Origin of the sequence: Actinacidiphila bryophytorum (genome assembly GCF_016916835.1) — a bacterium.
Taxonomy (GTDB): domain Bacteria; phylum Actinomycetota; class Actinomycetes; order Streptomycetales; family Streptomycetaceae; genus Actinacidiphila; species Actinacidiphila bryophytorum.
Genome location: NZ_JAFFIX010000025.1, coordinates 33,053 through 58,403 on the forward strand (window position 1 = coordinate 33,053; position 25,351 = coordinate 58,403).

Annotated in this window: 17 protein-coding genes; 9 read left to right on the plus strand and 8 right to left on the minus strand. The window is 71.1% G+C overall.

All coding sequences use genetic code 11. The annotated features are described in order from the left end of the window. The first annotated feature begins 18 nt into the window (after window positions 1-18). Both JT723_RS28270 and JT723_RS28275 read left to right on the plus strand, forming a co-directional pair. Window positions 19-963: an SDR family oxidoreductase gene (locus JT723_RS28270; protein WP_205047658.1), complete on the plus strand. Its 945-nt coding sequence runs from the start codon at window positions 19-21 to the stop codon at window positions 961-963. Between the two features lie 359 nt (window positions 964-1,322). Next, the gene (locus JT723_RS28275; protein ID WP_251512423.1) at window positions 1,323-3,359 is read left to right on the plus strand and encodes a lamin tail domain-containing protein; all 2,037 of its coding nucleotides are present in this window, start codon (window positions 1,323-1,325) and stop codon (window positions 3,357-3,359) included. A 75-nt stretch (window positions 3,360-3,434) separates the two neighbouring features. Here the strand turns inward: JT723_RS28275 and JT723_RS28280 are convergent, their stop codons facing one another. Both JT723_RS28280 and JT723_RS35955 read right to left on the minus strand, forming a co-directional pair. After that, window positions 3,435-4,001, minus strand: coding sequence for a hypothetical protein (locus tag JT723_RS28280; RefSeq protein WP_205047659.1), 567 nt, complete (start codon window positions 3,999-4,001; stop codon window positions 3,435-3,437). A 73-nt stretch (window positions 4,002-4,074) separates the two neighbouring features. Next, window positions 4,075-10,254: an RHS repeat-associated core domain-containing protein gene (locus JT723_RS35955; RefSeq protein ID WP_265934404.1), complete on the minus strand. Its 6,180-nt coding sequence runs from the start codon at window positions 10,252-10,254 to the stop codon at window positions 4,075-4,077. Between the two features lie 468 nt (window positions 10,255-10,722). Here JT723_RS35955 and JT723_RS28290 point away from each other — a divergent pair, with 468 nt between their 5' ends. Then, complete coding sequence (locus JT723_RS28290; protein ID WP_251512421.1) at window positions 10,723-13,806, plus strand: DNRLRE domain-containing protein; 3,084 nt, start codon at window positions 10,723-10,725, stop codon at window positions 13,804-13,806. Window positions 13,807-13,866: 60 nt separating this feature from the next. Here JT723_RS28290 and JT723_RS28295 read toward each other — a convergent pair whose 3' ends face one another. Beyond that, entirely contained in the window at window positions 13,867-14,370 is a 504-nt protein-coding gene (locus JT723_RS28295; protein ID WP_205047660.1) for a DinB family protein, read from the minus strand. 87 nt (window positions 14,371-14,457) lie between these two features. Between JT723_RS28295 and JT723_RS28300 the strand changes: the two genes are divergently transcribed. Both JT723_RS28300 and JT723_RS28305 read left to right on the plus strand, forming a co-directional pair. After that, window positions 14,458-15,141, plus strand: a complete 684-nt coding sequence (locus tag JT723_RS28300) for a winged helix-turn-helix transcriptional regulator (RefSeq protein WP_205047661.1) — start codon at window positions 14,458-14,460, stop codon at window positions 15,139-15,141. Between the two features lie 92 nt (window positions 15,142-15,233). After that, window positions 15,234-16,490 carry a DUF4032 domain-containing protein gene (locus JT723_RS28305; protein WP_205047662.1) on the plus strand — a complete coding sequence of 419 codons (1,257 nt, stop codon included), beginning with the start codon at window positions 15,234-15,236 and terminating at the stop codon, window positions 16,488-16,490. Between the two features lie 53 nt (window positions 16,491-16,543). Here the strand turns inward: JT723_RS28305 and JT723_RS28310 are convergent, their stop codons facing one another. After that, entirely contained in the window at window positions 16,544-17,785 is a 1,242-nt protein-coding gene (locus JT723_RS28310; RefSeq protein WP_205047663.1) for a Gfo/Idh/MocA family protein, read from the minus strand. A gap of 183 nt (window positions 17,786-17,968) precedes the next feature. Here JT723_RS28310 and JT723_RS36290 point away from each other — a divergent pair, with 183 nt between their 5' ends. Both JT723_RS36290 and JT723_RS28320 read left to right on the plus strand, forming a co-directional pair. Beyond that, entirely contained in the window at window positions 17,969-18,976 is a 1,008-nt protein-coding gene (locus JT723_RS36290; protein ID WP_205047664.1) for a helix-turn-helix transcriptional regulator, read from the plus strand. 156 nt (window positions 18,977-19,132) lie between these two features. Continuing rightward, window positions 19,133-19,555, plus strand: coding sequence for a hypothetical protein (locus JT723_RS28320; RefSeq protein ID WP_205047665.1), 423 nt, complete (start codon window positions 19,133-19,135; stop codon window positions 19,553-19,555). A 116-nt stretch (window positions 19,556-19,671) separates the two neighbouring features. Here JT723_RS28320 and JT723_RS28325 read toward each other — a convergent pair whose 3' ends face one another. From JT723_RS28325 to JT723_RS28335, 3 genes are all read right to left on the minus strand, one after another. Next, the gene (locus JT723_RS28325; protein WP_205047666.1) at window positions 19,672-20,139 is read right to left on the minus strand and encodes a hypothetical protein; all 468 of its coding nucleotides are present in this window, start codon (window positions 20,137-20,139) and stop codon (window positions 19,672-19,674) included. A 154-nt stretch (window positions 20,140-20,293) separates the two neighbouring features. Then, on the minus strand, window positions 20,294-20,785 hold the full coding sequence (locus JT723_RS28330; RefSeq protein ID WP_205047667.1) for a glutathione peroxidase: 492 nt from the start codon (window positions 20,783-20,785) through the stop codon (window positions 20,294-20,296). Continuing rightward, window positions 20,782-21,495, minus strand: coding sequence for a pentapeptide repeat-containing protein (locus JT723_RS28335; RefSeq protein ID WP_205047668.1), 714 nt, complete (start codon window positions 21,493-21,495; stop codon window positions 20,782-20,784). The genes JT723_RS28330 and JT723_RS28335 overlap by 4 nt, the downstream gene beginning before the upstream one ends. A gap of 108 nt (window positions 21,496-21,603) precedes the next feature. On the opposite strand from JT723_RS28335, the gene JT723_RS28340 reads away from it, so the two are divergent. Together JT723_RS28340 and JT723_RS28345 are read left to right on the plus strand one after the other, a co-directional pair. After that, window positions 21,604-23,001 (plus strand): FtsW/RodA/SpoVE family cell cycle protein, encoded by a 1,398-nt coding sequence (locus JT723_RS28340; RefSeq protein ID WP_205047669.1) that lies wholly within the window; start codon window positions 21,604-21,606, stop codon window positions 22,999-23,001. Continuing rightward, complete coding sequence (locus JT723_RS28345) at window positions 22,998-24,485, plus strand: peptidoglycan D,D-transpeptidase FtsI family protein (protein ID WP_205047670.1); 1,488 nt, start codon at window positions 22,998-23,000, stop codon at window positions 24,483-24,485. The genes JT723_RS28340 and JT723_RS28345 overlap by 4 nt, the downstream gene beginning before the upstream one ends. Here JT723_RS28345 and JT723_RS28350 read toward each other — a convergent pair. Beyond that, window positions 24,478-25,347: a polysaccharide deacetylase family protein gene (locus JT723_RS28350; protein ID WP_205047671.1), complete on the minus strand. Its 870-nt coding sequence runs from the start codon at window positions 25,345-25,347 to the stop codon at window positions 24,478-24,480. The two genes, JT723_RS28345 and JT723_RS28350, sit on opposite strands and share 8 nt — an antisense overlap. Window positions 25,348-25,351 lie beyond the last annotated feature (4 nt).

Sequence of the window (25,351 nt, forward strand, 5' to 3'; positions counted from 1 at the left end):
TTTCCGCTGGAGGACCGCATGCCCCGCACACCCGTCGACCTCGCCCTCCCCGACCTCGCGGGCCGGCGTGCCGTCGTCACCGGGGGCAGCGACGGCATCGGGCTGGGCATCGCCACCGGGCTCGCCGCGGCGGGGGCACAGGTGCTGCTACCGGTGCGCAACCGGCGCAAGGGCGAGGCCGCCGTCACCACCGTCCAGGAAGCGGCTCCCGGCGCCGACGTCTCGCTCCTCGACCTCGACCTGTCCTCGCTGGACTCCGTCGCGGCCCTCGGGGAAGCCCTGCGCGAGGACGGGCGCCCGATCCACCTCCTGGTCAACAACGCCGGGGTGATGACCCCGCCGGAGCGGCAGACGACCGCCGACGGCTTCGAGCTGCAGTTCGGCACCAACCACCTGGGCCACGTCGCACTGGTGGCCCAGCTGCTGCCCCTGCTGCGCGCCGGGCAGGCCCGCATCACCTCGCAGCTGAGCATCGCGGCGAACCGCGGCGCCATCAACTGGCAGGACCTCAACTGGCAGCGCTCCTACGACGGCATGAAGGCGTACAGCCAGTCGAAGATCGCCCTCGGCCTCTTCGGCCTCGAACTGGACCGGCGCAGCAAGGCCGACGGCTGGGGCGTCACGAGCAACCTCGCCCACCCCGGCGTCGCCCCCACCAGCCTGCTCGCCGCCCGCCCCGAAGTCGGCCGCGCCCGCGACACCATGGGCGTACGCGTCGTCCGCGCCCTGTCCGCCCGCGGCATCCTGGTCGGCACCGCCGCGAGCGCCGCCCTGCCCGCGGTGTACGCCGCCGCGTCCCCCGAAGCGGAAGGCGCCCGCCTCTACGGCCCGAGCGGCCCCGGCCACCTCGGCGGCCCGCCCGCAGAACAGAAGCTCTACTCCCGCCTGCACAGCCCGCAGGACGCCGCGCGCGTCTGGGAGATCTCGCAGGAGCTGGCGAAGGTCTCCTTCCGCACGGCCTGACCCGCCACCCGACCCGCCACCCGACGCGCCGCCTGACCCGGTCTGACAACTCCGCCTGCCCGGCGCGTCCTGAAAGCTGCGGCCAGCCCCAGGACCGGTACAGGACAGGGAACGGAGACCGAACATGACGGTCACCGTGGCCGTCATGACCAGCGCCACCGACACCGCACCGCCAGGACCGCTGGTCCTCACCGGATCGCTGTGAGACCGCTGTGACGGCGGGGCGGCGGCAACCGGTGGGCGGGGACGGGTGAACCGCGGCTGACCGGCGGCGCGGTGCCTGGCGTTCCGGTTGCCAGCAGGCTGCATTCGCCTGGCGTACACATGGTTTCAAGGTTCCGTCAGCAGAGTTCGGCCCCGTGCCTACAACTCACTCGCGTGCCCGCGTCGCCACTTTGTGCGCCGCCGCCCTGACCTTCTCGGGGCTTGCCGTCACCGGGATCCTCGCCGCGCAGCCCGCGGCCGCGGCCGACCCGGCCGGCTACCAGAACGTTCGGATCAACGAGGTCACCTCATCGGACAACGACACCGTCGAGCTGTACAACACCGGCTCGACCGCAGTGAGCATCAGCGGCTGGAAGATGTCGGACGACAGCTTCTCGGCGCAGTCCTTCAGCCCGTCCTCCAGCACGATCCAGGCCGGCGGCTTCGTCACCTTCAACTCCCCCAAGGGCCTTGGTGACTCGGACAAGCTGGTGATCTACACCTCCGGCGGCACGGTGGTGGACCGCGTCGAGTGGGCCACCGACAAGGCCAAGCCGGCGATGGCACGGTGCGGCGGCGACGGTACGGGGGCGTGGGTGACCGCGACCTCGGCGGCGACCTTCGGCTCCGCGAACGCCGCGGGCTGCCCGTCGTCGCTGCCGGCCGCGAGCAGGGTACGGATCAACGAGGTCACCTCGAACGGCTCCGACACCGTCGAGCTGTACAACGGCGGTACGAGCTCGGTCAGCGTCAGCTCGTGGAAGTACGTCGACGGCGACACCGGCCACTCGGCGGCCAAGATCTCCTCCTCCTCACCGAGTGCGACGAGCATCCCGGCCGGCGGCTACGTCACCTTCGACTCCACGATCGGGCTCGGCGACAACGACTCGGCCTTCCTCATCGACGGCAGCGGCAACACCGTCGACTCGGTCACCTGGGCGACCGACGCCGCCAAGCCGTCCGACGAGCGCTGCGCGGACGGCAGCGGCTGGTTCCAGACGGCCACGACCGCGACGCTCGGCAGCGCCAACTCCTGTGCGGGCGGCGGCGGTACGACCGGTGGTACGACCACCGGCGGGACGACGACAGGCGGGACCACTACCGGCGGCACCGGCGGCACCGGCGACCAGCCCGGCCAGCTCCTCGGCGGCGGCGGCTCCCTCACCAGCGGCTGCACCCCCGAGGCGCCCTCGGGCTCGCATTCCACCCCCTCCGGCACCCTCGCCTGGCCCGGCGGCGCCGACGTCACCATCGCCGACAACGTCTGCGCCTTCACCACCTCCACAGGCCCCGAGGGCCGCGACGTCAGCGGCCTGGTCTTCGACCCGTCCAACCCGTCCGTGCTGTGGGCGGTGAAGAACAAGAACTGGCTGTTCAAGCTGGTCAAGAGCAACGGCAACTGGATCCCCGACAGCTCCTGGGCCGCCAAGGGCAAGCAGATCCGCTTCTCCGGCGGTTCCGGCGAGCCGGACTCCGAAGGCGTGACGATCGGCGCCGACGGCCACCTCTACGTGACCTCCGAGCGCGACAACACGAACAACACCGCGCCCAAGGACACGATCCTGGAGTTCGACCCGGCCGCGACCGGCAGCACCCTGTCGCCGCTGCACCAGTGGGACATGACCTCGCAGTTCCCGCAGCTCGACACCGGCGACAAGGACGACGCCAACCTCGGCTTCGAGGGCGTCGGTTACGTGCCCGACAGCTGGCTGACCGCGGGCGGCTGGGTCGACCCGCTCACCGGTGCCGCGTACGACCCGGCGAACTACCCGCTGCACGGGTCCGGCCTCTTCTTCGCCGGCCTGGAGTGGGACGGCACGCTGCACGTCTACGGGCTGAACTCCAACGGCACGTTCACGACCTTCGGCGCGATCTCGACGGGCAAGACGTCGGTGATGGACGTGACCTTCGACGCGGTCACCCAGCGGATCGTCGCGACCTGCGACAACACGTGCGGTGAGACGCACACGTTCATGAAGGTCGACGCGTCGGGGGCGATCGTGCCCGACGTGACCTACACGAACCCGGCCGTCATGCCGGCCGACAACCTGGAGGGCTTCGCCCTCGCCCCCGCCTCCACCTGCGTGAACGGCTCCCGCGAGGCCGTCTGGTCCGACGACGGCATCTACGGCTTCGGCTCGAAGACGTCCTCCGACGGCCACGCCCTCTACAGCGGCACGTTCCCCTGCTGAGACCCGCAGCCACCTGACACCGAAGCTCCTGGCAGGCCCCGCCTGCCAGGAGCTTCGCCGTCCCCGCCCGACCTCTCAGATCGGCGAGAGGTCCCCGAGCGGGGTGTCGAGGAAGAACTCCAGCTCGGCCAGCACGAAGAGAACCAGAACCAGGCTGTCGGCCTCGTCCAGGCCCGTGCTGTTCCACCGCCCCTTGCGCTTCTGGGTCAGGACGACCGGAACTCCGCCGCCGGACGACGACATGACCCTGCGGAACCCGTGCGCACGAAAGCTGACCACCCTGTCGCCCAATGTGAAGTCCACGTGCCGGAACCGCGACATCACATTGCGCATGGCCGCCTGCGCGCGGAACTCGACGCCGAGGATCTCGCCGTGGATTCCGGTCCGCATTCTCTTCTGCAGGGAGATCCCCGGCGCGGCGGCGTCGCGTACGGTCACCTTGATCTCGCCGCCGATCACCAGCTCCCAGTTCTCCAGGGAGTTGGCGCGGGCGTCGAAGTCCTGGGCGGTGCTGCGCCGACGGTACAGCTCGGCCTCGCCCATGCTCGTCTGCGCCACCGCGTGCAGCTTCCGATCACCGGCCGGGTCCCCCCACTCACGCTGGGACACGAGCCGCTTCGGCTCGACAAATCCATCTGACATGACGTCCGTCCGTTCGCGCCGCCGCCCGGTGCGGACGAGGAGAACCCCGTCCGCACCGGGCCTGCATGCCGAGTTACCAGAACTTGAGTTTCTTCACCGACTTGATCGCCTTGGTGGCGGGCCCCACTCCGAAGTGCTTGCGGAAGGCCCCCTGGAAACCGCCCCTCCATGCGGAGCCGATGAAGTAGTTCACCGCGTCGCCTGCTGTCGTCACATGACCCATGATGCGGTCGGCGATGAGGTGGGACGGCATGCCGATCAGCAACCCTATGCCGACACCGGCATAGACGGCGCATGCGACGCCGGCCGTCCCGGCGCAGACTCCGGCTGCGATCAGCCCTGCGGCGAACCCGGCTCCCACGTTGATGCCGAAGTGCACCATCTCCTGCGGATGGTCCTTGACCCACTTCGCACCGGACTTGGCGGCGCCGCTGACGAAGTCGCCGACGGGGTCTTCCTTGTGCATCATCGCCAGCGCCTGGTCGATGGCCTCCTGTTCCCTCCGCTTCTTGGCCTGCGCCTTGATCGCTGCAACTTCCTTCGCGATCTGCTTGGCGCGGGCCTTCGCGTACTTGTCGTCGATCATGTAGTGGGTCGGGTTCGCCCGGTAGTGGGCGTACTTCTTGCGCGACGCCTTGTCCTTCTTCGGGGTCTGGCCCCAGACCCAGCGGCCGTTCTTGTAGTGCCAGCCGGCGGACATGCCGCGGTCGTTGGCCCAGGCGTTGTCAGTGGTGGTGCCGCCGTCGGTGGGGCCGAGGGGGCGGGTGCCGTCGGGGTCGGATTTGGTGACGGGGTTGTTGTGGGCGTAGGAGTAGGCGTTCATCTGGGCCGGGTCGGTGATGTCGTTGACCGGGTCGACGGACAGGAAACGGCCGAGGACCGGGTCGTACTCGCGGGCGCCGAGGTGGATCAGGCCGGTCGGGTCGGTGGTGCCGCCGACGAAGCCCTGGTCGCCGGGGAAGGCACCCGAAGTGCCGCGGGTCTGGCCGAAGGGGAGTTGCTTGCGGCGGGAGACGGCCAGGGTCAGGGCCGCGACCGCGGCGGTGGCGGTGCCCTGCTGGTCGCCGAAGAGGTAGGACAGGGCGTTGCCGTCGTTGACGGCGACGGTCTCGCCGGCGTGGTCGTAGTAGCGGACGCCGGTCTTGGTGGTGTGGTCGGCGGCCAGGTGGACTTCGCTGTCGTCGGGCAGCGTGAGGATGCTGCTGCCGTCGGGGTTGGTGGTGATGAGGCGGTTGCCGTCGGCGTCGTAGAGGTAGCTGGTGGTGCCGGACGCGGCGGCGAGCGTGGCCAGGTGGCCTTCGGCGTCCCAGGTGAGGCTCTGGGTGCCGCCGTTGATCGTGCGGGTCTTGGTGTTGCCGTCGGCGTCGTAGGCGAAGCTGCTGCTTCCCGGGGCGGTACCGCCGGTGGTGGTGGTCTGCTGGACGGCGTGCGGCAGGCCGGTGTTCGGGGTGGGCTGGGTGTAGGTGGTGACCGCGTCGGTCGAGCCGGTGGCGGTCGCGTGGTCGGTCTGCTGCGTGCGGTTGCCGGCCAGGTCGTAACTGAACGACTGCCAGTACGCGTCCGGGCCGCCGACCGTGGAAGTGGTGGGCGCGGAAGCGCAGTTGGTGGTCGTGGTCCAGGCCTGGGTGAGCTGGCCGAGCGCGTCGTTGCTGAAGCACTGGGCGTCGGTGGTGAGGCCGGCGTCCTGGCCGCTGGCGGTGGTGACGCCGGTGATATTACCTGCGTCGTCGTAGGCGTAGTGGGTGTCGTCGATACGCTGCGGTGCCAGGTCGCGGTCGGTGGTCTGCTCGGTCAGACGCCCGGAGAACTCGTCGTACGTCCGCTCCTCGTAGACCTTCTTGCCGACCGTCCCGCCGAACTCCAGCCGGACGGGCCGCGACCAGGCGTCGTAGGTGGTGTTGGACACCAGCGCCACCCCGGCCCTGGTGGTGCGGAAGGGCAGGTCGTCGCTGTTGTAGTCGGTGGTGATCAGCTCGGCCGGGACGTCGCCGACGGCCGGCGTCCTGGACCAGTCCTGCAGTCCGGTGGCCGGGTCGTAGGAGGTGGTCCAGGTGTAGGTGCCGGCCAGGCCGCCGGCCGCTGACGGGATGGTGACGCTGCTGGACGTCGGCTGGTAGCGGTCGTCGAAGCCGCCGGTGGCCTCGGTGTAGGCGGCGCCGCCGACGTAGCGGGTGGAGGCGGTCAACTGGCCCTTGGCGACGGTGTCGTAGGTCCAGTCGGCCAGGACGGTGGAGCCCTGCTTGAGGGCGGTCCTGCGGCCGAGCTTGTCGTAGTCGGTGGTCAGCGTGATACCCCGGGCGTCGGTCGTGGTCACGGCACGCCCGGCGTTGTCGTACGTCGTCGTGACGAGGCCCTTGTCGGGGTCGTCGGAGCTGGTCTGCTGCCCCCGGTTGTCGAAGCCGTACGTCCACGCGTTGCCTGCCGGGTCGGTGACCTTCACCGCCTGGTCGAACTTCCCGTACGCATACGTCGTCTTCTGGTACGCGGTACGGGCCGCGTCGGTGTACTGCCGCAACTCCGTGGTGCGGCCCAGCGCGTCGGTGACCGTCGTCGTCGCGGTGCCGCCCTTGGGCGGGATCACCGTCGTACGGTCACCGTCGTAGACCGTCGTCGTACGCCACTGCTCGTCGCCGTACTTGAGCGAGATCGCGGCGGTGACGCGGCCGCTGCCGTCGTAGACGTTCTGGGTGAGGTTCGCGACCTTGGTGTCGTCGCCCTGCACCAGGGTGGTGGAGGGGGTGCCGGCGACGTAGTACGCGGCATAGGTCTTCGCCGCGTAACCGCGGGTGTCGTACCGCGTCTCGGTGACCAGCCGGTCCTGGGTGCCCTCGGCGACCGCCTGGGTTTCCCGGGAACGCAGCAGCCCGTCGTAGAAGTCGTACGTGGTCGCGTAGCCGCCGTTGTGCTTGAGGGTCCTGGTGGTGACCACGTTGGCCTGCGTCTTCGACTGCGAGATCAGGTAACTGTGGGTGGCCGACGGGGTGTTCGGGTGGTCAGCCTTGGCCCAGCCCGGCTCCCACAGCTGGAGGAGGCGGCCGAGGCCGTCGTAGACGGCGTCGGTGCGCTTGCCGTTGGGGTCGACCGTGGCGGTGGTCAGGCCGCGGGTCGGGTCGTAGGTGGTCGTGGTGGTCTGGTCGAGGGCGTTGGTGCTGGTCGAGGACGTCGGGGCGGCCACGGTCGCCGGGGTGTAGGCGGTGGTCGTGGTGTTGCCGAGCGCGTCGGTGTCGGTCAGCTCGCGGCCGTGGATGTCGTAGGTGTGCCTGGCGGTGGTCAGGTGTCCGGTGCCGGCCGCGTCCTGCTCGTCGAGCCGGGTCACATCGCCCTTGGTGGGGGCGGCGGTCAGGCTGGTGGCGTCGTCGTAGTAGTGCTGCTCGTCCGAGACGAGATCGGCCGGGAGTGATGCAGTCGTGCCGCAGGGCTTGGCGACGGTCTTCACCTCGGCGATGGAGGTGAGGAAGTTCGTCGCGGTGTTGGGGGCGTACGTCGTCGTCTCGCAGGTCTCGTCGCCGCTGACCGCGGTGTCGCCGAGCTTCGACTCGGTCAGGGTCTTGCCGTCGCTGTCGAAGGTGCTGTCGGTGCGGGTCGTGCGCCACCCGGAGCCGACGGCGGTCCTGGTGATCTCCGAGCCGCTGCCCGTCGCGTACGCGGACAGCGCGGACAGGCCGCCGCGGGTCATGGTGGCGGTGGCCGTGCTGCGCCACGGCACGTAGGAGGTGGCGGTCAGCAGCGGGCCGCCGTCACCGTTGTAGGTGTCCTCCTCGCGGGTCATGCCCGCGAAGGCGTCGTGGTCGGTGACCTTCACACCGTCGCTGTTCGCGACGTCCGCGCCCTCGATGCCCCGGAAGTAGCGGTACTCCTTGAGCGTCCTGGCGTCGTTGCCCGCTCCTGTGCGCACCTGGACCCGGCCGTAGCCCTTCCGGTCCCCGTACGTCAGGTACTTGGCGGGGCTGAACTCGTCCTCGGCCTTCCCCCAGGCCATGCCGTCCAGGTACGAGTAGTCGGTCTCCTTCGCCGGTGCGCCGCCCGACAGGTCCTGCTCCAGGACCTGGGTGACGACGTAGCTGTGGAACCAGTCCGTGTACGGCGTGTAGTCGGCGGCGGGGGCGTCCGGCGGCGACCAGATCACCGGGTAGCAGCGCCGGTTGTTGGAGGCCGGGGTGGGAACGTCCCCCGCCTTGCAGTCCTGCACCGAGTAGGTGATGCCGAGCGTCGAACCGGTCTCGGAGTTGATGCCGTAGACGCGGTAGCGCCACATCGGCGGCACCGGGTCGGGGTCGCCGCCGGTGGTGGCGCCCTCCACCCGGTTGGGCAGCGTCTGCCCCATGAAGGTCACCGTCGGCAGCGTGACGTCCCCGGTTCCGGTGTGCCCGGTGCGGGAGACCGACGCCAGCCACAGGGCCGGGTCCGTGCCGTCACCGGTGGCGGGGAACTGGTGGGTCAGCTTCCAGGTGTCGACCGGCTTGAAGGTGCTGCCGACCAGGACGGAGGTGTCGATCTGGGTGAGCCGCTTACGGGTCCAGAACGACGGGGAGAAGTTGTAGCCGCAGGTCGCGCCGGTGGCGCAGTACTGGTCGAAAGGGGTGTCCGGCCAGTTCTTGGCGTGGTCCTTGTCGAAGGTCCCGCAGTCGGTCAGGCACCGCTCGGCCACCGTGAAGGCCACCTTCGCCGCCGGGGTGGCGTAGAAGTCGCCCGAGCGCAGCCCGTACTCGATCCGCGTCAGGTACCCGCCGCGCGTGTACGAGGTCGACGTCCCGGTCCCCGTGTCCGGGTTGACGTTGCGGGCGTAGGAGTTGGCCTCCTTCGCCCAGTAGTACGCCATCGCGTCCCCGTGCGGATCCACAACCGCGTCCAGGTTCCAGCGCCAGGCCTGCTGGCACCAGGAGTCCGCGAAAGCCGTGGCATGGCAGGGCTCGCCGGCCTGGTTGCCGTAGACCGGCACCGTCCAGGTCGAGTTGGTCTCCGCCTTGCCCGACGCCCAACCGGTCGGGTGGTTCAGCCCGAAGTAGTACGCGGTGCCGTCCGGTGTGGTCACCTTCCAGTACTCGCCGTCGTTGTCACCGTTGTTGTTCGTCGAGCTGGTGAGCTTCTCCGCCTTCGTGCCGTCGTCGGCCTCCAGGTGCCACTGGCCGGTGGTGTCGTCGTGGACGAGCACATTGCTGTGCCCGTTCAGGTTGATCACCGCGTTGTCCTTCTTCCAGCACTCGTCCCCCACCTTCGCGGTGGTGTTGCTGCCGGAGGTGTCGTCCGTGCAGGACACGTACTGCCGCTCGATGTAACCGGGGTCCATCGACCAGCCGTCACCCACCCAGTTCGCCTGGTTGTTCGTCGCTGCCGTCCGGCCGTCCACCGCCTGCGACGAATACCCCAGCGACAGGTCCGGCTGCACACCACCCGGCACATCAGGCGTGTCGATGCCGTACGTCCACGAGAACTCGCCCTGGCTGCCGCCGGCGGACCACGACGCCGAAGGCGACAGCGACGTCGCCTTGAACGAACCCTGCGAACCGGCCGCATCGGCGGTCGCCGCCAGCAGCACCGTGCCGCCGGTCACCGAAAGCCCGGTGGCCGAACGGGCCGACGCGGGCGCCGCGTCCACCGGCGCCGACGGCACCGGAGACTCGGCCGCAGCCAGCGCGACCGGGGCGTTCAGCGTCCCGGCCGACACATCGTTGGCGGTGTCCAGGTCGCGGCCCACCGCACACGCGGCACCTTGCGCCGACGTCAGCGCACAGGCCGGGAGCTGCCGGAAGGACAGCCGGGAGGCCCAGTCACCGCCGTAGGCGTTGCGGAAACCCGAGTAGTCCAGCTGCACGTCCACAGAACCCGCGGCGCCCGCCGCCGGTTTGACGGCCAGCACCACACCGTCCACACCCAGCGACTTCGCCACGTCCTGCCCGAGCACCTGCACCTGAGCCGACACAGGACCCGCAGCGGCAGCGTCGACCGCGGACCCCGCGGACTTCTTCGCTGCCGCGTGCCCGAGCCGCACCGGCAGTCCGCCCGCCTTCGCCGGCGCCTTCCCCGCCGCGGGCACCGCCACCTGCGCGGTGCCCGCCGCAGGCCAGACCACCTTCGGCGAACCCTTCCACGCATGCGCCGCCGCCTGGTCGGGATGCGCCGCCGCGGTGCCGCGCACCGCCTTGACCGGCACCGGATCAGGCGACGGCAGCTTCCCCAGGCCCAGCCCTGCGGCCTCGGCCACGGGCCCTGCCAGCATCCCGGCCAGCAGGTAGCCGACGAGGGAGACGCTCACGCCGAGCACCGCCCGCTTTCGTCTGCGTCTGGCTCTTTCCGGTCCGCCGCCCGGCAGATACCGCAATACGGACACTTTGCCCCCCCAAGGGTAAATTCCGTGTGATGAACGAGCGCCATTAAAGCGGCGACCCCCCGGCGGCACCAGCAGAAACAGCATGCCCACTTTGCCAGATGATTACGGTGTTGGATCCCTTTGCGCGATTTTCACAGCGTACGGCACGGTGGCGATCCGCAGCCCTCCCGTGCTAAGGGGCATCGCCGTACCGAAGAAAGTCCCAGGTCACAACATTGCCGTGACGGACGGCGGCCGGACGTGCATACTCCTGGCGGGGGTTAACCGTAGAAACCAGGCCGCCGTTCACGGACGGGTGCGTTCCGAATGACGCATTCCACATTCCGGTGAACTGCGCAGCCATGCCCTGGAGAGGATCGACACGTGAGAGATCGACAGAGGGGGGAGGCGCGGGTGAGAGGGCGAAGAGTCGCGCTGGCGCTCGTCGCCGTCACCGCGCTGACCACGGCTTTCGTACCGGCGGGCACTGCGTTCGCCGCCGGTGGGCACCGGGCGCACAAGCCCGCGGCCGATGCCGGGGGCAGGGGTTCCGCCAGTGCGCAGCCGGGCGTCGACCAGGCGGCAGCAAGGGCCGTGGCGAAGGCGAAGGACACCGGCAAGCCGGTCGAGATCCTTTCCCGGCGAACGGAAACAGGGCGTCTTTACGCCAACCCTGATGGCACCTACACGCAGGAGGAGTCGGCGACGGCACAGCGCGTACGCAAAGGCAACGCGCTCGTCGATATCGACCCGACACTGCAAGCGGGTTCCGACGGGCTTTACCACACAAAGGCGACCGAGGTGGGCCTGGAATTCTCGGGCGGCGGAAATACGCCACTCGCCACCATCACCCGCGACGGGCGCAGCCTTTCACTGAGCTGGCCGAGCCCGCTGCCGAAGCCGGTGGTCGAAGGGAACAGCGCGACCTATCCCGAGGTGCTGCCCGGGGTGGATCTCGCGGTGCAGGCCGGCTCCGGCGGTTTCAGCGAGCTGCTGGTCGTCAAGAACGCACAGGCCGCCGCCAACCCTGCGCTGGCCTCGATCTCCTTCGCCGTCGCCGCGAACGGGGTGACCGTCGGCTCCGACCCGGCGGGCAACCTCAGCGCGCTCAACCCGGCGGGTCAGCAGGTCTTCACCGCGCCGACCCCGCGCATGTGGGACAGCTCCACGCCGCCGACGGCGACGGCGAAAGCCCAGGCGCAGGCCCAGGCCGACGGGACATCCCAACCCCCTGCCCCTACCGACGCCTTCGCGCCCGCCGACGGCGCCCGGCAGAGCGAGGTGCCGATCGACGTCACGCAGAAGAAGGTCACCCTCACCCCCGACCAGAAGCTGCTCAAGGGCGACGGCGTCACCTACCCGGTCTACATCGACCCGGCCGTCAGCGGCGCCCGTGAGGCGTGGACGATCGTGGACAAGGCCTTCCCGACCGCGACCTTCTACAACGGCTCGGGCTGGGGAAGTTCCGGCACGACACTGGCCAGGGTCGGACACGAGGACGACACCGACGGCACCTCGCGGTCCTTCTTCCGGATGGACTCCGACAACCTCTGGAACACCGCCAAGCAGGTCGTCTCGTCGACCTTCCGCATCAAGAACAGCTGGTCCTGGTCGTGTTCCGCGCGCTCGGTCGAGACCTGGCTGACCGACGGCTTCGGTTCGGCGACGTCGTGGAACAACCAGCCGGCCTGGGCGACCAAGCTGGACACCGTCAACGACGCGAAGGGCTACAGCTCCAGCTGCCCCGGCGGCAACCTCGCGTTCGACGTGACGGCCGCCGCCAAGAAGGCGGTCACCAACCACTTCCCGAACATCACGCTGGGCCTGCGCGCCACCAGCGAGACCGACACGTACGCGTGGAAGAAGTTCGACGCCGGCTCGGCGGTGCTGTCCACCACGTACAACACCTACCCGGGCAAGCCCTCTGGCCTGTACACCAGCCCGAGCAGCGGCGCCAACTGCGGCACCAGCACCCCGTACACCACGATCGGCAACACCGACGTGACGCTCGGCGGCACCTTCACCGACCCCGACGGCGGCACCGTCAAGGCGCACTTCGTGCTGTGGGCCGCCGGGCACGACACCGGCACGCACGTGGACACGACCGTCAGCGTGACCTCCGGCACGGCCGCCAAGCTGGTGGTGGCCAAGGCGACGCTCGGCAAGATCCTCACCGACAACGGGCTCACCGGTGTCGGCACCTTCGCCTGGTACGCCAGGACCGAGGACGGCTCGCTGAACAGCGCATGGACCTCGGTGTGCCACTTCAACCTCGACCAGACCCGGCCCAGCACCCCGCCGGGCGTGGTCTCGACGCAGTTCCCCGACGGCTCCGACGGCTGGCCGGCCGAGACCGGGCAGGCCAGGACCGCGGGCACCTTCACGCTGTCCAGCGGCGGCGTCGCCGACGTGGCCTCGTACGAGTACTGGTCGGACTGGGACCCGACCACCCGCACCGTCACACCGTCCGCGGCCGGCGGCTCGTACGCCCTGACCCTGACCCCGCCGGCCGCCGGAGCCCACCTGCTCACGGTCCGCAGCCTGGACAAGGCGGGCAACCGCTCCGACCTGACCGGCTACCACTTCTACGCCGACGGCTCCGCGACCCCGGACAAGCCCGGTGACCTCAACGGCGACGGCATCAGCGACATGTACGCGGTCTACAACGGCGGCACCCTGCTGCTTTACGCGGGGCAGGGCAACGGCTACCTGGCGCCCTTCGCCTCGGGCGGCAACACCGACTTCAGCGGCGCCTCCCTCACCCACCGCGGCGACTGGACCGCCGACGGCTACGAGGACCTGGTCGCGCTGATGCCCAGCGGCGACGGCATGACGCTGGACGTCTTCCCCAACAACGGCTCCGGCTTCGCCTGCACCGCACGCGACGAGCAGGGCGCCGGGGCCTCCCGTGCCTGCGCCTTCGACGAACAGCAACTCGATGTGCTCGACCCGGCGGACAACCACTTCTCCGACGCCCAGCAGGTCGTGGCCATCGGTGACGTGGACGGCCCGCTGGACACCGACAACGACGGCACGGTCGACGTGCCGGGCCACGCCGACCTGATCGTCAGGGAGGGCGGCCTGCTCTGGCTTTACTTCGGCGCGGACGGCAACTACCTGGACCAGAGCCGCCCGCCGGTGCTGATCGGCACCTCCAGCTGGGACCACTACGACATCCTGGCCGGCGGTGACCGCAACGGCGACGGCCACGTCGACCTGGTCGCCCGCGACCGGAGCAACGGCGACCTGTGGCTCTACCCGGGCAGCGGCATCAACGGCGAGGGCCTGGGCAACAGCACCGGCCGCAGCAAGATCGGCACCAACTGGACGCCGGCGTTCCGCCCGCTCGTCGCGGCCATGCCCGACACCACCGGCGACGGGAAGTCGGACCTGCTGGCCACCGGGGGCGACGGCAACCTCTACCTGTACTCGAACATGGCAGGCGGCGGTGTCGAGGTCGGCTTCGGCGGCTGGACACCCTTCGAGTCACTGGCCTGAGCGCATGCGCGCCCGGCCGGCGGGGCCGTCGCCCCGCCGGGCCGGGCGCGCCGAAAGAGTTCAGTCGCCGGTCGTCCCGTCGGCCATTTCGCGCAGGATGTCCAGGTGGCCGTTGTGCCGGGCGGTCTCCTCGATGAGGTGGAGGAGGATCCAGCGCAGGTTCATCCGGCGGCCGTCGCGGATCGGGCGCTCGGCCAGGTCGTCCAGCGAGTGGGCGGCGACCGTCTCGCGGTGCCGGGCGGCGTCGGCCGCGTAGTCGGCGAGCAGCTCGGCGAGCGGGGTCCGGGCGCCGAGCCGCATCTCCCGGTCGGGGTCCTCGTCGGTCCACGGGCCGCGGTCCTCGCCGCCGAGGAAGATCACGTCGAACCACCAGTGCTCCACCCAGCGCAGGTGGCTGATCAGACCGCCCAGCGTCATCAGCGGCGAGCCGGGCAGCGGGGCGGCTGCCGCGTCCTCCGCCGAGAGGCCGTCGCACTTCATGACGGCGGTGTCGCGTACGTAGTCGAGGAAGGTGACCAGCGACGCGCGCTCGTCACCGGTGGGCGGTACATCGGTTCGTGTCATGACCAGGCATGCTCTTCGATCGGCTGCGCCCTGTCGAACACAATATGCTGAAGTCACAGCTCTCCTCGCCCGCAGGAGGTGGCCGCCATGGCGTCGAAGCGCAGCTACGGCGACGGATGCGGGATCGCGCGCGCCATGGACCTGGTCGGGGAGCGGTGGGCGCTGCTGGTGGTGCGGGAACTGGTGCTCGGCCCGAAACGCTTCACCGCGCTGCACGCGGGCCTGCCGGGGGTGAGCCCGAACGTGCTGGCCCAGCGGCTGCGCGAGCTGGAGGCCGCGGGGGTGCTGCGGCGCCGCGCCCTGGGGCCGCCGGCCGGGGCGCGGGTCTACGAACTCACCGAGTGGGGCCAGGAGCTGGAACCGCTGCTGGTGGGGCTGGGCCGCTGGGGCGGGCGCACCCCCGAGCCGACCGCCGACCCCTACCGCAGCGCGGACTCGCTGCTGCTGTGGCTGCGCTCCCGCTACGACCCGGCCGCCGACGTCACCCGGCTCGCTGTCGTCCTCGCGGTGCGCGTCGGCGACGACCGCTTCGCGGTGGCGGTCCGCGACGGGCGGCTCACCGTGGAGCGCGGGGTCCCGGCGGCGCCCGACGCCACTCTCACGGGTGACCTGCCAGTGTTGACCGACATCCTGCAGGGCCGCCGCTCGATCGCGGAGGCCGCGCAGAACGGCGAACTGGCGGCCGGCGGGGACGTGGCGGCGGTGGACCGGCTGGTGGACGTGCTGATCACGTCCCGGCCCGCGACGGCACAGGCCCCGGTCCCGGCCTGACCCGCCTCTTCGCTCCGCCGCGCGTGCATGACAGCATCGGAGCCGCACGGGCGACCGACCGGTGCCGGGCACGACCAGAGACGAGACGCGCCATGCCGCTGCAGATCAGGGCCTTCGACGCCGACCATCCCTCCGACCTGCTCGACCTCGAATGGCACCTGCCGCTCGAACAGTGGTCGGACAAGTCCCTGGTCGCGCTGCCGCGCGGCATCTCGCGGCACGTCGTGCGCTTCGCGCGGGCCGGCGACGAGGTCGTCGCGATCAAGGAGGTCAGCGAGTGGGCGGCGGTCCGCGAGTACGGCCTGCTGCGGGACCTGGACCGGCTCGGCATACCCGGGGTCGACCCGATCGCGGTCGTCACCGGCCGCGTCGCCGCCGACGGCAGCGCGCTGGAGCCGGCCCTGGTCACCCGGCACCTGAACGGCTCGCTGCCCTACCGCTCGATGTTCGAGACGACGATGCGCCCCGGCACCGTCAACCGGCTGCTCGACGCGCTCGCCGTGCTGCTGGTGCGGCTGCACCTGGTGGGCTTCGCGTGGGGCGACTGCTCGCTGTCCAACACCCTCTTCCGGCGGGACGCCGGCGCCTACGCCGCCTACCTGGTGGACGCCGAGACCGGGCAGATCCAGCCGGAGCTGAGCGCGGGGCAGCGGGACTACGACATCGAGCTGGCCCGGGTGAACATCGCGGGAGAGCTGATGGACCTGGAGGCGGGCGGCTCGCTGCACCCCTCGGTCGACCCGGTGACCTTCGCCGAGGCGATCTGCTCGCGCTACAACGACCTGTGGCACGAGCTGACCCGCGAGTCGGTCTACCCGCTGGACAAGCGGCACTACATCGACCGCCGCATCCGGCGGCTCAACGACCTGGGCTTCGACGTCGCCGAGATGCAGATCCAGCGCTCGCCGGGCGGCGACACCGTGACCTTCCTGCCGAAGGTCGTGGACGCCGGGCACCACCAGCGCCAGCTGCTGCGGCTGACGGGCATGGACACCGAGGAGAACCAGGCCCGCAGCCTGCTCAACGACCTCGACTCCTGGATGACCACGCAGGACGACTACGCGCCCGGCGACCCCATGGGCCTGGGCGCCCGCCCCGAGGTGCTGGCGCACCGCTGGGTGCGGCAGGTCTTCCGGCCCGCGGTCCGGATGATCCCGGCCGACCTGCGGCGCAGCATGGAACCGGCGCAGGTCTACCACGAGCTGCTGGAGCACCGCTGGTACCTGTCGGAGGCCGCGGGGTACGACGTCGGCCTCGACGAGACGGTCGCCGACTACCTCTCCGACGTCCTGCCGCACATCAGGGACCCGAACGAGCTGGTCGCGGAGCCGGCCCCGGAAGCGGACTAGCCGCCCGCCGCCGGATCGCGCGCTGTCACGTCGGCGCTGTCACGTCGGCGCTTTCACGTCAGCCGCAGCGCCGCCTCGCGTACGGCCAGCGCGTCCGCGCGCACCTCGCGCAGCCCCGGCAGCGGCCAGATGCCCGGGCGCGGGGCCGGGCGGGGGCCGGGGTTCGGGATCCAGGACACGCTGCGGGTCCAGGCCCGCAGCTGCTCGCGGAAGCCGATCCTGGCAGGTCCGGCCTGGTGGGTGCGCCGGGTGGCCATGCCGGTACGCGCGTCCCAGGTGTCGATGTGCAGCGTCGCGCCCTCGTCCCGTGCGTACGGCGAGGGCAGGGTGAGGGTGGCGACCGAGTCGGTGCCGGTGAACTCGAGCGTCTCGCGGTAGCGCCGGTGCGCGGGCAGCCGCAGGTGGCTGACCTCCACCACGAGGTCGTCGTCGGGCCGCCAGCGGCAGCTGACGGCGCTGCCGCCCGCCCACTGCATGCTGTGCTCCAGGCTGCCGTACAGCTCGCGGCCGGTGCCGTCGAGTGCCGCGTGCACGATGTTGACCTGGTGGATCAGGGACCCGCCGAGCCCCCGGGCGTACACCTCGGCCTGGAGCTCGGATGCGCCGGGGCCGAGCGCTCTGGCCAGTGCCTCCCGCGCGGGCGGCGGCTGCGGGCCGAAAGGCGGCGGCGGGTAGTGCACCAGGTGGTCGACCAGGTGCGGGGCGTTCGGGTCGTGGATGTCGACGGCGATCCTGCGGGCGGTGTGCGCGTGCTCCCTGCAGTGCTCGACGAACAGCTGCACCACCGGGTCGTGCCGTTTCATGTACCCGGCGGTGACCGGGACACCGGTGCGCACCTCGGCCGCGATCAGCTCGTCGATCTCGGCCGGGTCCAGGCTCACCGGCTTCTCGCACAGCACCGGCAGGCCGGCGTCGAGGCAGCCGAGGACGGCGTCGCGGTGGGTCCACCACGGGGACAGCACCAGCGCGGCCGTGGCGCCCGCCCACACCGACTCCTGGGGCGTGCTGCACACCGCGACCCGGGGAAATCCAGCCATCAGTGCGGCCCGCTGCCCCGGATCGGGGTCGATCACCGCGACGGGCCGGATCAGCTGCGGAAGGTCCCGGATCTCCCGCAGATGTGCGGCGTGGGCGACCTTCCCCGCCCCGATGACCACGACTCTCACCGGCGCGGGTGTGGACTGCGGCTCGTCCTGGGGGCCGCCTTCCGCTTCCGGTTCCGGGTCCCGCACCGTGCTGCCGGGGTCCGGCACCCCCGGCCGCCCCTGCTGCCCCGCGTGACGCATCGTGCTCATCCTTTCGGCGTTCGGCACTCGTTCCTACCAGGAAACGTGGCGCGACCGCGACGCCGGGGTGTCCGAACCGTGATCTCCCCCATGGCATGAGGGCCATCCATTGCTAGAGTCGGTATAGGGTGCGGTTGCCACCTTGCAGGCACCTGCACGTTTCGGCGCACCCGGCGACGAAAGAGGGAATCCGTGGCCAATTCGGTGAGGGGTGGTGGGCCGAATGCGGCCGACATCGGGCTCGCCCTTTATCAGACACTGCGCACCAATGGCTCCTCCGTCCCGGCCAAGGCCGCGGCCGCGATCGGGCTGACCGAGGCCGAGGCCGAGGCCGGCTGGCGGGAGCTTGAGGAGCTCGGGCTGATCCGCCCCGGCGACAGCGGGGACGTGATCGACCCGGTCGAGCCGGACACCGCGCTGATCGAGCTGCTGGCCCGCCAGCGGGCCTCGCTGCGCCGCCAGCGCGACGAGCTGACCTCGATCGTCACGGCTGCCGAGTCCCTGATGGAGCGGTACCGCCCCGCGGTGATGCGGGAGAACGCCGAGATCGAGGTCGAGCTGGTCACCAAGGACCACCGGCGCCGGCAGTTCCTGCGCGACTTCGACGCGACGATCACCGAGTCGGCCAGCTGGATGCACCCGGGGCCGCTGCCCTCCAGCGAGGTCCTGGCGGGCTCGCTCACGGCCGACAACGCGCTCATAGCCCGCGGTATAAAGGTGCGTGCCATTTATGGCCAGAGCATTAACTCCGCGCCCAGGCAACGGAAATACCTCTCCGATCTGACGGCCGCCGGAGTGGATGTGCGATTGGCGCCGCAGGTGCCTTTCGACCTCCTGATGGCAGATACACACAGTGCACTGGTGCTTGCCAATCCGGAAGATCCGTCGGGTCCCGCGGTAGTCGTCAGAGGACCGGCTCTCGTGCGCTCGTACGTGGCAATGTACGAGGATTGCTGGCTGCGTTCGGTCCCTTACACAGCGAACGCGGCGAACGGCCTGGACCCGGACAGCGAGCTGACCGAACAGCACCGCACGACGATGCGGCTGCTGGCCAACGGCTTGACTGACGAGCGGATCGCCCGAAAACTCGGTGTATCACTGAGGACGGTGAGTCGCCTGGTTTCCGAGATCATGAGGTATCTTGAGGCGGACAGCCGATTCCAGGCAGGGGTTCTTGCGGCAGCGCACGGCCTGATCTGAGGACGATCACACCGGCGCATTCACGCCATGGCAGACATACGCACAAGCGGAACCTGGCCTCCGCCTGTGCGTATTTGCCATCATTGGCAAAGTTACGTGTCGCTACACCACCATAGTGAGCACCCCTCTTTCCCCTGCCCACCTAAGGATTATGTGATGTCGCGGATCCGACGTTCGACCCATGTCTCCGCTGTTGCAGCGCTGGTGCTCGTTCTGTCGTCGGCTGCCGGCACAGCCGTTGCCGCCGATGCTTCCTCTTCGCCCGCTCCCGACCCGGCCCCCGCCTCCTCGACCGGCACCGTCACCCCTGACGGCTGGTTCCCGGACGCTCCTGCCGAGGTCGCCCCGGCCGGTTGGTTCCCGGACGCTCCTGCCGAGGTCGCCCCCGCCGGCTGGTTCCCCGACGCGGCCCCCGCCGGCTGGTTCCCGGACGCCCCCGCCCCGGTTGCCCCGGCCGGATGGTTCCCCGACGCGGCTCCCGCGGTTGCCCCCGCCGGATGGTTCCCGGACGCGGCCCCCGCCGTCTCCCCCGCGGGCTGGTTCCCGGACGCCACCACCTCGACGGCCGTCGCGGTGTAGCGCACCGACACCACACGCAAAAGCACCGTGCGGTCCGTGATGGTTCGCGGACCGCACGGTGCTTCCTGCATTTTGTGGGGGGATCCTCGGGGCGGGCGGCCCGGTCGGGGCTCGGGTCAGGACCCGACCGAGACCGCCATCGCCATCAGGGCGTGGTGCGGCCTGGCGACGGCCAGTGCGTGCTGCAGGACGTTGTCGATGTCCGTGGCTGCGTCGTCGGCCGCCGGATGCACGGCCAGCCATCCGAGGTGACGACGCAGGAAAGCCGCGAGGGCCGGCACCGTCCGCAGGGGGAGGCGGACGGTGCGGCCCTCGACTATCAGATCGGCCCAGGAGGCCAAGGTGTCCCGAATAGCTGCGCGCGCCTCGACTGCCGGTCCGTTCAGGGGGATGCCGGGCCGGTCAGTGCCGGACAGTCTGTCGCCGGGGTCCTGCGCTGCTACGAGTACAACCTCCAACTCGCCGTATACCCGGGGAAGCAAGGCGAGCTGCCGATCCAACCGCTCCTGGCAGGGCAGGCAGAGCGCAGGATCCGTCTCGACACACAGGTGGCCGGTCCGGAATTCGTAGTCCTGCACTTCCACTGTCCCTTCTCGTCGCCGGGGCGGTGGTTCAAGCCTTCCAGCACGCCTGCTTCCGGACAACGTCCGCAGACCGGCCGGATTCTGCCATGGCGCATACGCGCATCTAGGCATCTCCGTCCCAGGTCAGACCGGGAGTGCCACCCCGGCGAGTGGGTCAGCTCGACAGCAGCGCCTCGATGGCCCCAGTGACCTCGGACGCCTCCGGAGCGACAGCGGGACGGAACCGCGCGACGGCCTGGCCCGAGCCGTCGACCAGGAACTTCTCGAAATTCCAGGTGATATCGCCCGCTTCGCCCGCCGCGTCCGCCAGCTGCGTCAGCTCGACGTAGAGCGGATGGCGGTTCGCGCCGTTGACGTCGGCCTTGGCCAGCAGCGGGAAGCTGACGCCGTAGGTGGTCGAGCAGAAGGTCTGGATCTCCTCGGCGGTGCCGGGCTCCTGGCCGCCGAACTGGTTGCACGGCACGCCGAGCACCGTGAAGCCGCGGTCGGCGTACTTCTGCTGCAGCCGCTCCAGGCCCTCGTACTGCGGGGTCAGCCCGCACTTGGAGGCCACGTTGACCACGAGGACGGCCTTGCCGCGGTGCTCGCCGAGGGTGGTGGCGGCGCCGTCGAGGGTCCGCAGCGGGATGTCGTGGAGGGTGCTCATCGCTTGGTGCTCCTGTCGGGGTCGGACGTGAGGGTGGGCTCGGCCACGGTCAGGCCGAGGGTCTGGGCGAGCGCGGGGGCCAGGTCCAGCAGCTGGGCCGGGGAGATCACGGCGCCGCGCAGCGACTCGTAGCCGTCGGCGAGGTCGATGGTCAGGGCGCCGCGCAGGTCGGCCTTCTTGAGTGTGGCCCGGCCGAATCTGGCCTGTTCGATCCGGCTGCCGGGAAAGGACACCCCGTCGAGGCGGGCTTCGCCGAGGTCGACGTCGCGCAGCACGCAGTCCTCGAAGACCACGTCGTGCAGCGCGGCGGAGCGCAGGTTGACCGAGTCGAGCTTGCAGCGCACGAAGGTGACCCGGCGCAGCACCGCGTCGTAGGCCTCGACGCCGGCCAGCGAGCAGCCGACCAGCGCGGTGTCCAGCCACTGGCTGCCGGCCAGGGTGCAACCGGTGAAGCGGGTGCCGGACGCCCACGCGTCGTTGAAGCGGGCGGCGCGCAGGTCGGTGCCCGCCAGGACGCAGTCGGTGATCGCCGACTCCAGGAAGCGCGAGCCGGCCGCCCGGGTGCCCTCGGGCACGTCGAGCCGGTCGAGGTGGACGGTGTCGTAGTCGCCCTCGACGTCCAGCGGGCCGGTGTGCGGGCGCAGCAGACCGGCATACGGCAGGTCCGCGAGGTCCTCAGGAACGGCGGCGCGTGCGCTGTGTGCGGTCACACCGGAAACCCTACGCGCGGCCGCCGACAGGCCCCCGGGGGGACCGGCGCCGCCGCCTCGCGGGTGACATGACGGACATGTCGGTGCGGCCTTGCTAGGTTGCAGCCCATGAGCGCAACGTCGGCCGACGCTCCGCCGCCCAAGGCGCCCCCGGCCGCGGCCCGCCCCGCGGCGCCGCCCGGGTCGCGCCGCCGCGGGGTGGAGCTGTCGCTGACGGTCGCCGCGGTGCTGGTGTCGGTGTACGGCTACGCGGAAGTGGGCCTGGCCACCCGCGGGGCGGTGCCGCGCGACGCGGCGGGCTACGGCGCGGGGCTCGCGCTGCTCGCGGTGCTGGCGCATCTGGCGGTACGCGCCAGGGCGCCGTACGCGGACCCGCTGCTGCTGCCGATCGCGGTGCTGCTCAACGGTTTCGGCCTGGTGCTGATCTACCGGCTCGACCTGGAGCCGTCGCTGGGACCGCGGGCGGCGCCGACGCAGCTGGTGTGGTCGACGCTGGGCATCACGCTCTTCGTGCTGGTGGTGCTGGCGCTCGACGACCACCGGGTGCTGGCCCGCTACTCCTACCTCGGGGTGACGGCGGCGCTGGCGCTGATGGCGGCACCGATCTTCTTCCCCGCGGTCAACGGGGCGAAGATCTGGATCAGGGTCGCCGGATTCTCCATCCAGCCGGGCGAGTTCGCCAAGGTGCTGCTCGCGGTCTTCTTCGCGGCCTACCTGTCGGCGAACCGGGCGGCGCTGGCCTACACCGGGCGGCAGGTCTTCGGGCTGCGCAGACTCCAGCTGCCGACCGGGCGCGTGCTGGGTCCCGTGCTGGCGATCTGGCTGCTGAGCGTGGGGCTGCTGGTGCTGGAGCGCGATCTCGGCACATCGTTGCTGTTCTTCGGGCTGTTCGTGGTGCTGCTGTACGTGGCGACCGGGCGGACCGGCTGGGTCGCGGTGGGCCTGCTGCTGTCCGCGGCGGGCGCGGTCGCGGTGGGCTCCCTGGAACCGCACGTGCACAGCAGGGTCGAGGACTGGCTGCACCCCTTCGCGTCGGTGCACGCCGGGCTCGGCCCGGGCCAGCTGGCCCAGTCGCTGTACGCCTTCGGCAACGGTGCGGTGCTCGGTACGGGCCTGGGCCAGGGGCACTCGGAGCTGATCGGCTTCGCCACCAAGTCCGACTTCATCCTGGCCACCGCGGGCGAGGAGCTGGGCCTGGTGGGGCTGTGCGCGCTGCTGGCGCTCTACGCGCTGCTGGTGGCCCGCGGGATGCGCGCGGGCCTGGCGCTGCGCGACCCCTTCGGGCGGCTGCTCGCGGTGGGGCTCGCCTCGATCCTGGCGCTCCAGGTGTTCGTGATCGCCGGCGGGGTGACCGATCTGATCCCGCTGACCGGGATGGCGATGCCCTTCCTCGCGCAGGGCGGCTCCTCGGTGGTCACCAACTGGATCATCGTGGCGCTGCTGATCCGGGTCAGCGACAGCGCCCGCCGCCCGCCGCCCGCCCTGCCGGAGGAGGACGCCCCGTGACCCGCTGCATCCGCCGCTGCGCCGCCCTGTGCCTGGTCCTGCTGCTGGCGCTCGCGGTCAACGCGGTGCGGGTGACGGTCGTCGAGGCGGGCTCGTACGCCCGCGACCCGGCCAACCGGCGGATCGCCATCGCACGCTACGAACACCCCCGCGGCGGCATCCTGGTCGGCGGCGCCTCGGTGACCGGGTCGCAGCAGACCGGCGGGCAGCTGGCGTACGCGCGCACCTACCGCGACGGGCCGCTGTACGCGCCCGTCACGGGTTTCGCCTCGCAGACGTACGGCACCTCGCTGCTGGAGGGCACCGAGGACGGGCTGCTGTCCGGCACCAGCTCCCAACTGGCGTCGGTGCCGCTGTGGAACGAGATCACCCGGGACCGGCAGCGCCCCGGCGACGTGCACACCACGATCGACGCGGCGGCCCAGAAGGCGGCCTACGACGGGCTCGCCGGCCGGCGCGGCGCGGTCGCCGCCGTGGACCCGGCGACCGGGCGCATCCTGGCCCTGGTGTCGTCGCCCTCCTACGACCCGGGGCTGCTCGCGGGCACCGGCCCCGCGGTCACCGACCAGTGGCAGCGGCTCAACGACGACCCGGCGCAGCCGATGCTGGACCGGGCGATCCGGCAGACCTACCCGCCGGGTTCGACCTTCAAGGTGGTCACCGCGGCGGCGGCGCTGGAGAGCGGCGCGGTCGCCGACCTGGACGCGCCGACCGACTCCCCCGACCCCTACCGGCTGCCCGGCACCACCTGGTCGCTGACGAACGAGGGCCGCGGGTGCGAGGACGCGAGCGTCTACGACGCCTTCCGGGTCTCGTGCAACACCGTCTTCGCGAAGCTGGGCGCCGACGTGGGCCTGACCGCGATGGCCCGGCAGGCGGAGGCCTTCGGCTTCAACGACGACGGGCTGCGGGTGCCGCCGGCGGTGGCGCGCAGCAACTTCGACACCAGAATGAGCCGCGACCAGGTGGCGCTGTCCTCGATCGGGCAGTTCGACACGACCGCGACACCGCTGCAGATGGCGATGGTGGCCGCGGCGGTCGGCAACGGCGGTGAGCTGATGCGGCCCTACCTGGTGGACCGGGTCACCAACCACGGCGGTGCGGTGGTGGCGCACACCCGTCCCGAGCGACTGCACCGGGCGGTCAGCGAAGCCACCGCCGGGCAGCTGCAGGAACTGATGGAGGCGGTGGTCTCCGACGGCACCGGCACCAACGCGGCGATCCCCGGTGCGGTGGTCGGCGGCAAGACCGGCACCGCGCAGCACGGGGTGGGCAACAAGGGCACGCCGTACGCGTGGTTCATCAGCTACGCCAAACCGCCCGGCGCGAACCGGGCGGCGGTGGCGGTCGCCGTGGTGGTGGAGGACGCGGAGGCGGCGCGGGCCGACATCTCGGGCGGCGGCAGCGCGGCACCGATCGCACGGGCGGTCATGCAGTCGGTGCTGGCCGCGCCGCCGCGGCCCTACGACCAGCCGGTCAGCTGACCTTGGGGAAGCTGAACGCGTAGCCCTGCTGGGCCAGCCACGTCAGCGTCTGGTCGAGGGCGGCCACGGTCTGGCTGCGGTCGCCGCCGCCGTCGTGGAAGAGGATGGTCGGGCCGTTGTGGATCTCGCTCTTGACGGTGGCCACGATGGTGCCGACGCCGGGCCGGGAGAAGTCCTTGGTGTCGATGTTCCAGCCCAGCGGGCGCATCCCGTGCTGGGCGGCGAGGTGGCGGCTGGCGGGGGTGAAGGCGCCGCCGGGCGCCCGGTAGTACTGCACGGGGGCGCCGCCGGACGCCTCCTCGATCATGGCGAGGGCGTCCATGATCTCCTTCTGCTGGTACGCGAAGGGCTTGTGGTCCATCGACTCGTCGTGCGTGACGGTGTGGTCGCACAGCCGGTGGCCCTCGGCGACGACCCGGCGCACCATCGCGGCGTTGGCCTTGGCCTGCGGGCCGATCATGCAGAAGGTCGCGTGCACGTGGTGCCGCTTGAGGACTTCGAGGACCTGCGGGGTCCAGCGCGGGTCGGGGCCGTCGTCGATGGTGATGTTGACGGCCTTGCCGGGCGCCTCGGCCTGGTGCTGTATGGACTCCGGCACCGCGGCGACCGTGGCCGGCGGGGTGGTGGCCGGGGTGTGGGTGGTGCTCGACGGCGGCACCGGGGCCTGCTGGGTGCCGCCCTTCTGGTCGCCGGTCGGCGAGGCCGCCGCCGCGTCGCTGCCCCCGCCGCCGGGTGCCAGCAGCGCCGAGAGCAGGGCCGCGAGCAGCACCACCGCGACCGCCACTCCTACCACCGCCCCCTGCGGTGCGCTGCGCAGCCGCTCGGGTGCCAGCCGCCCCAGGGATATCCGCCGTCCCGTCATGATG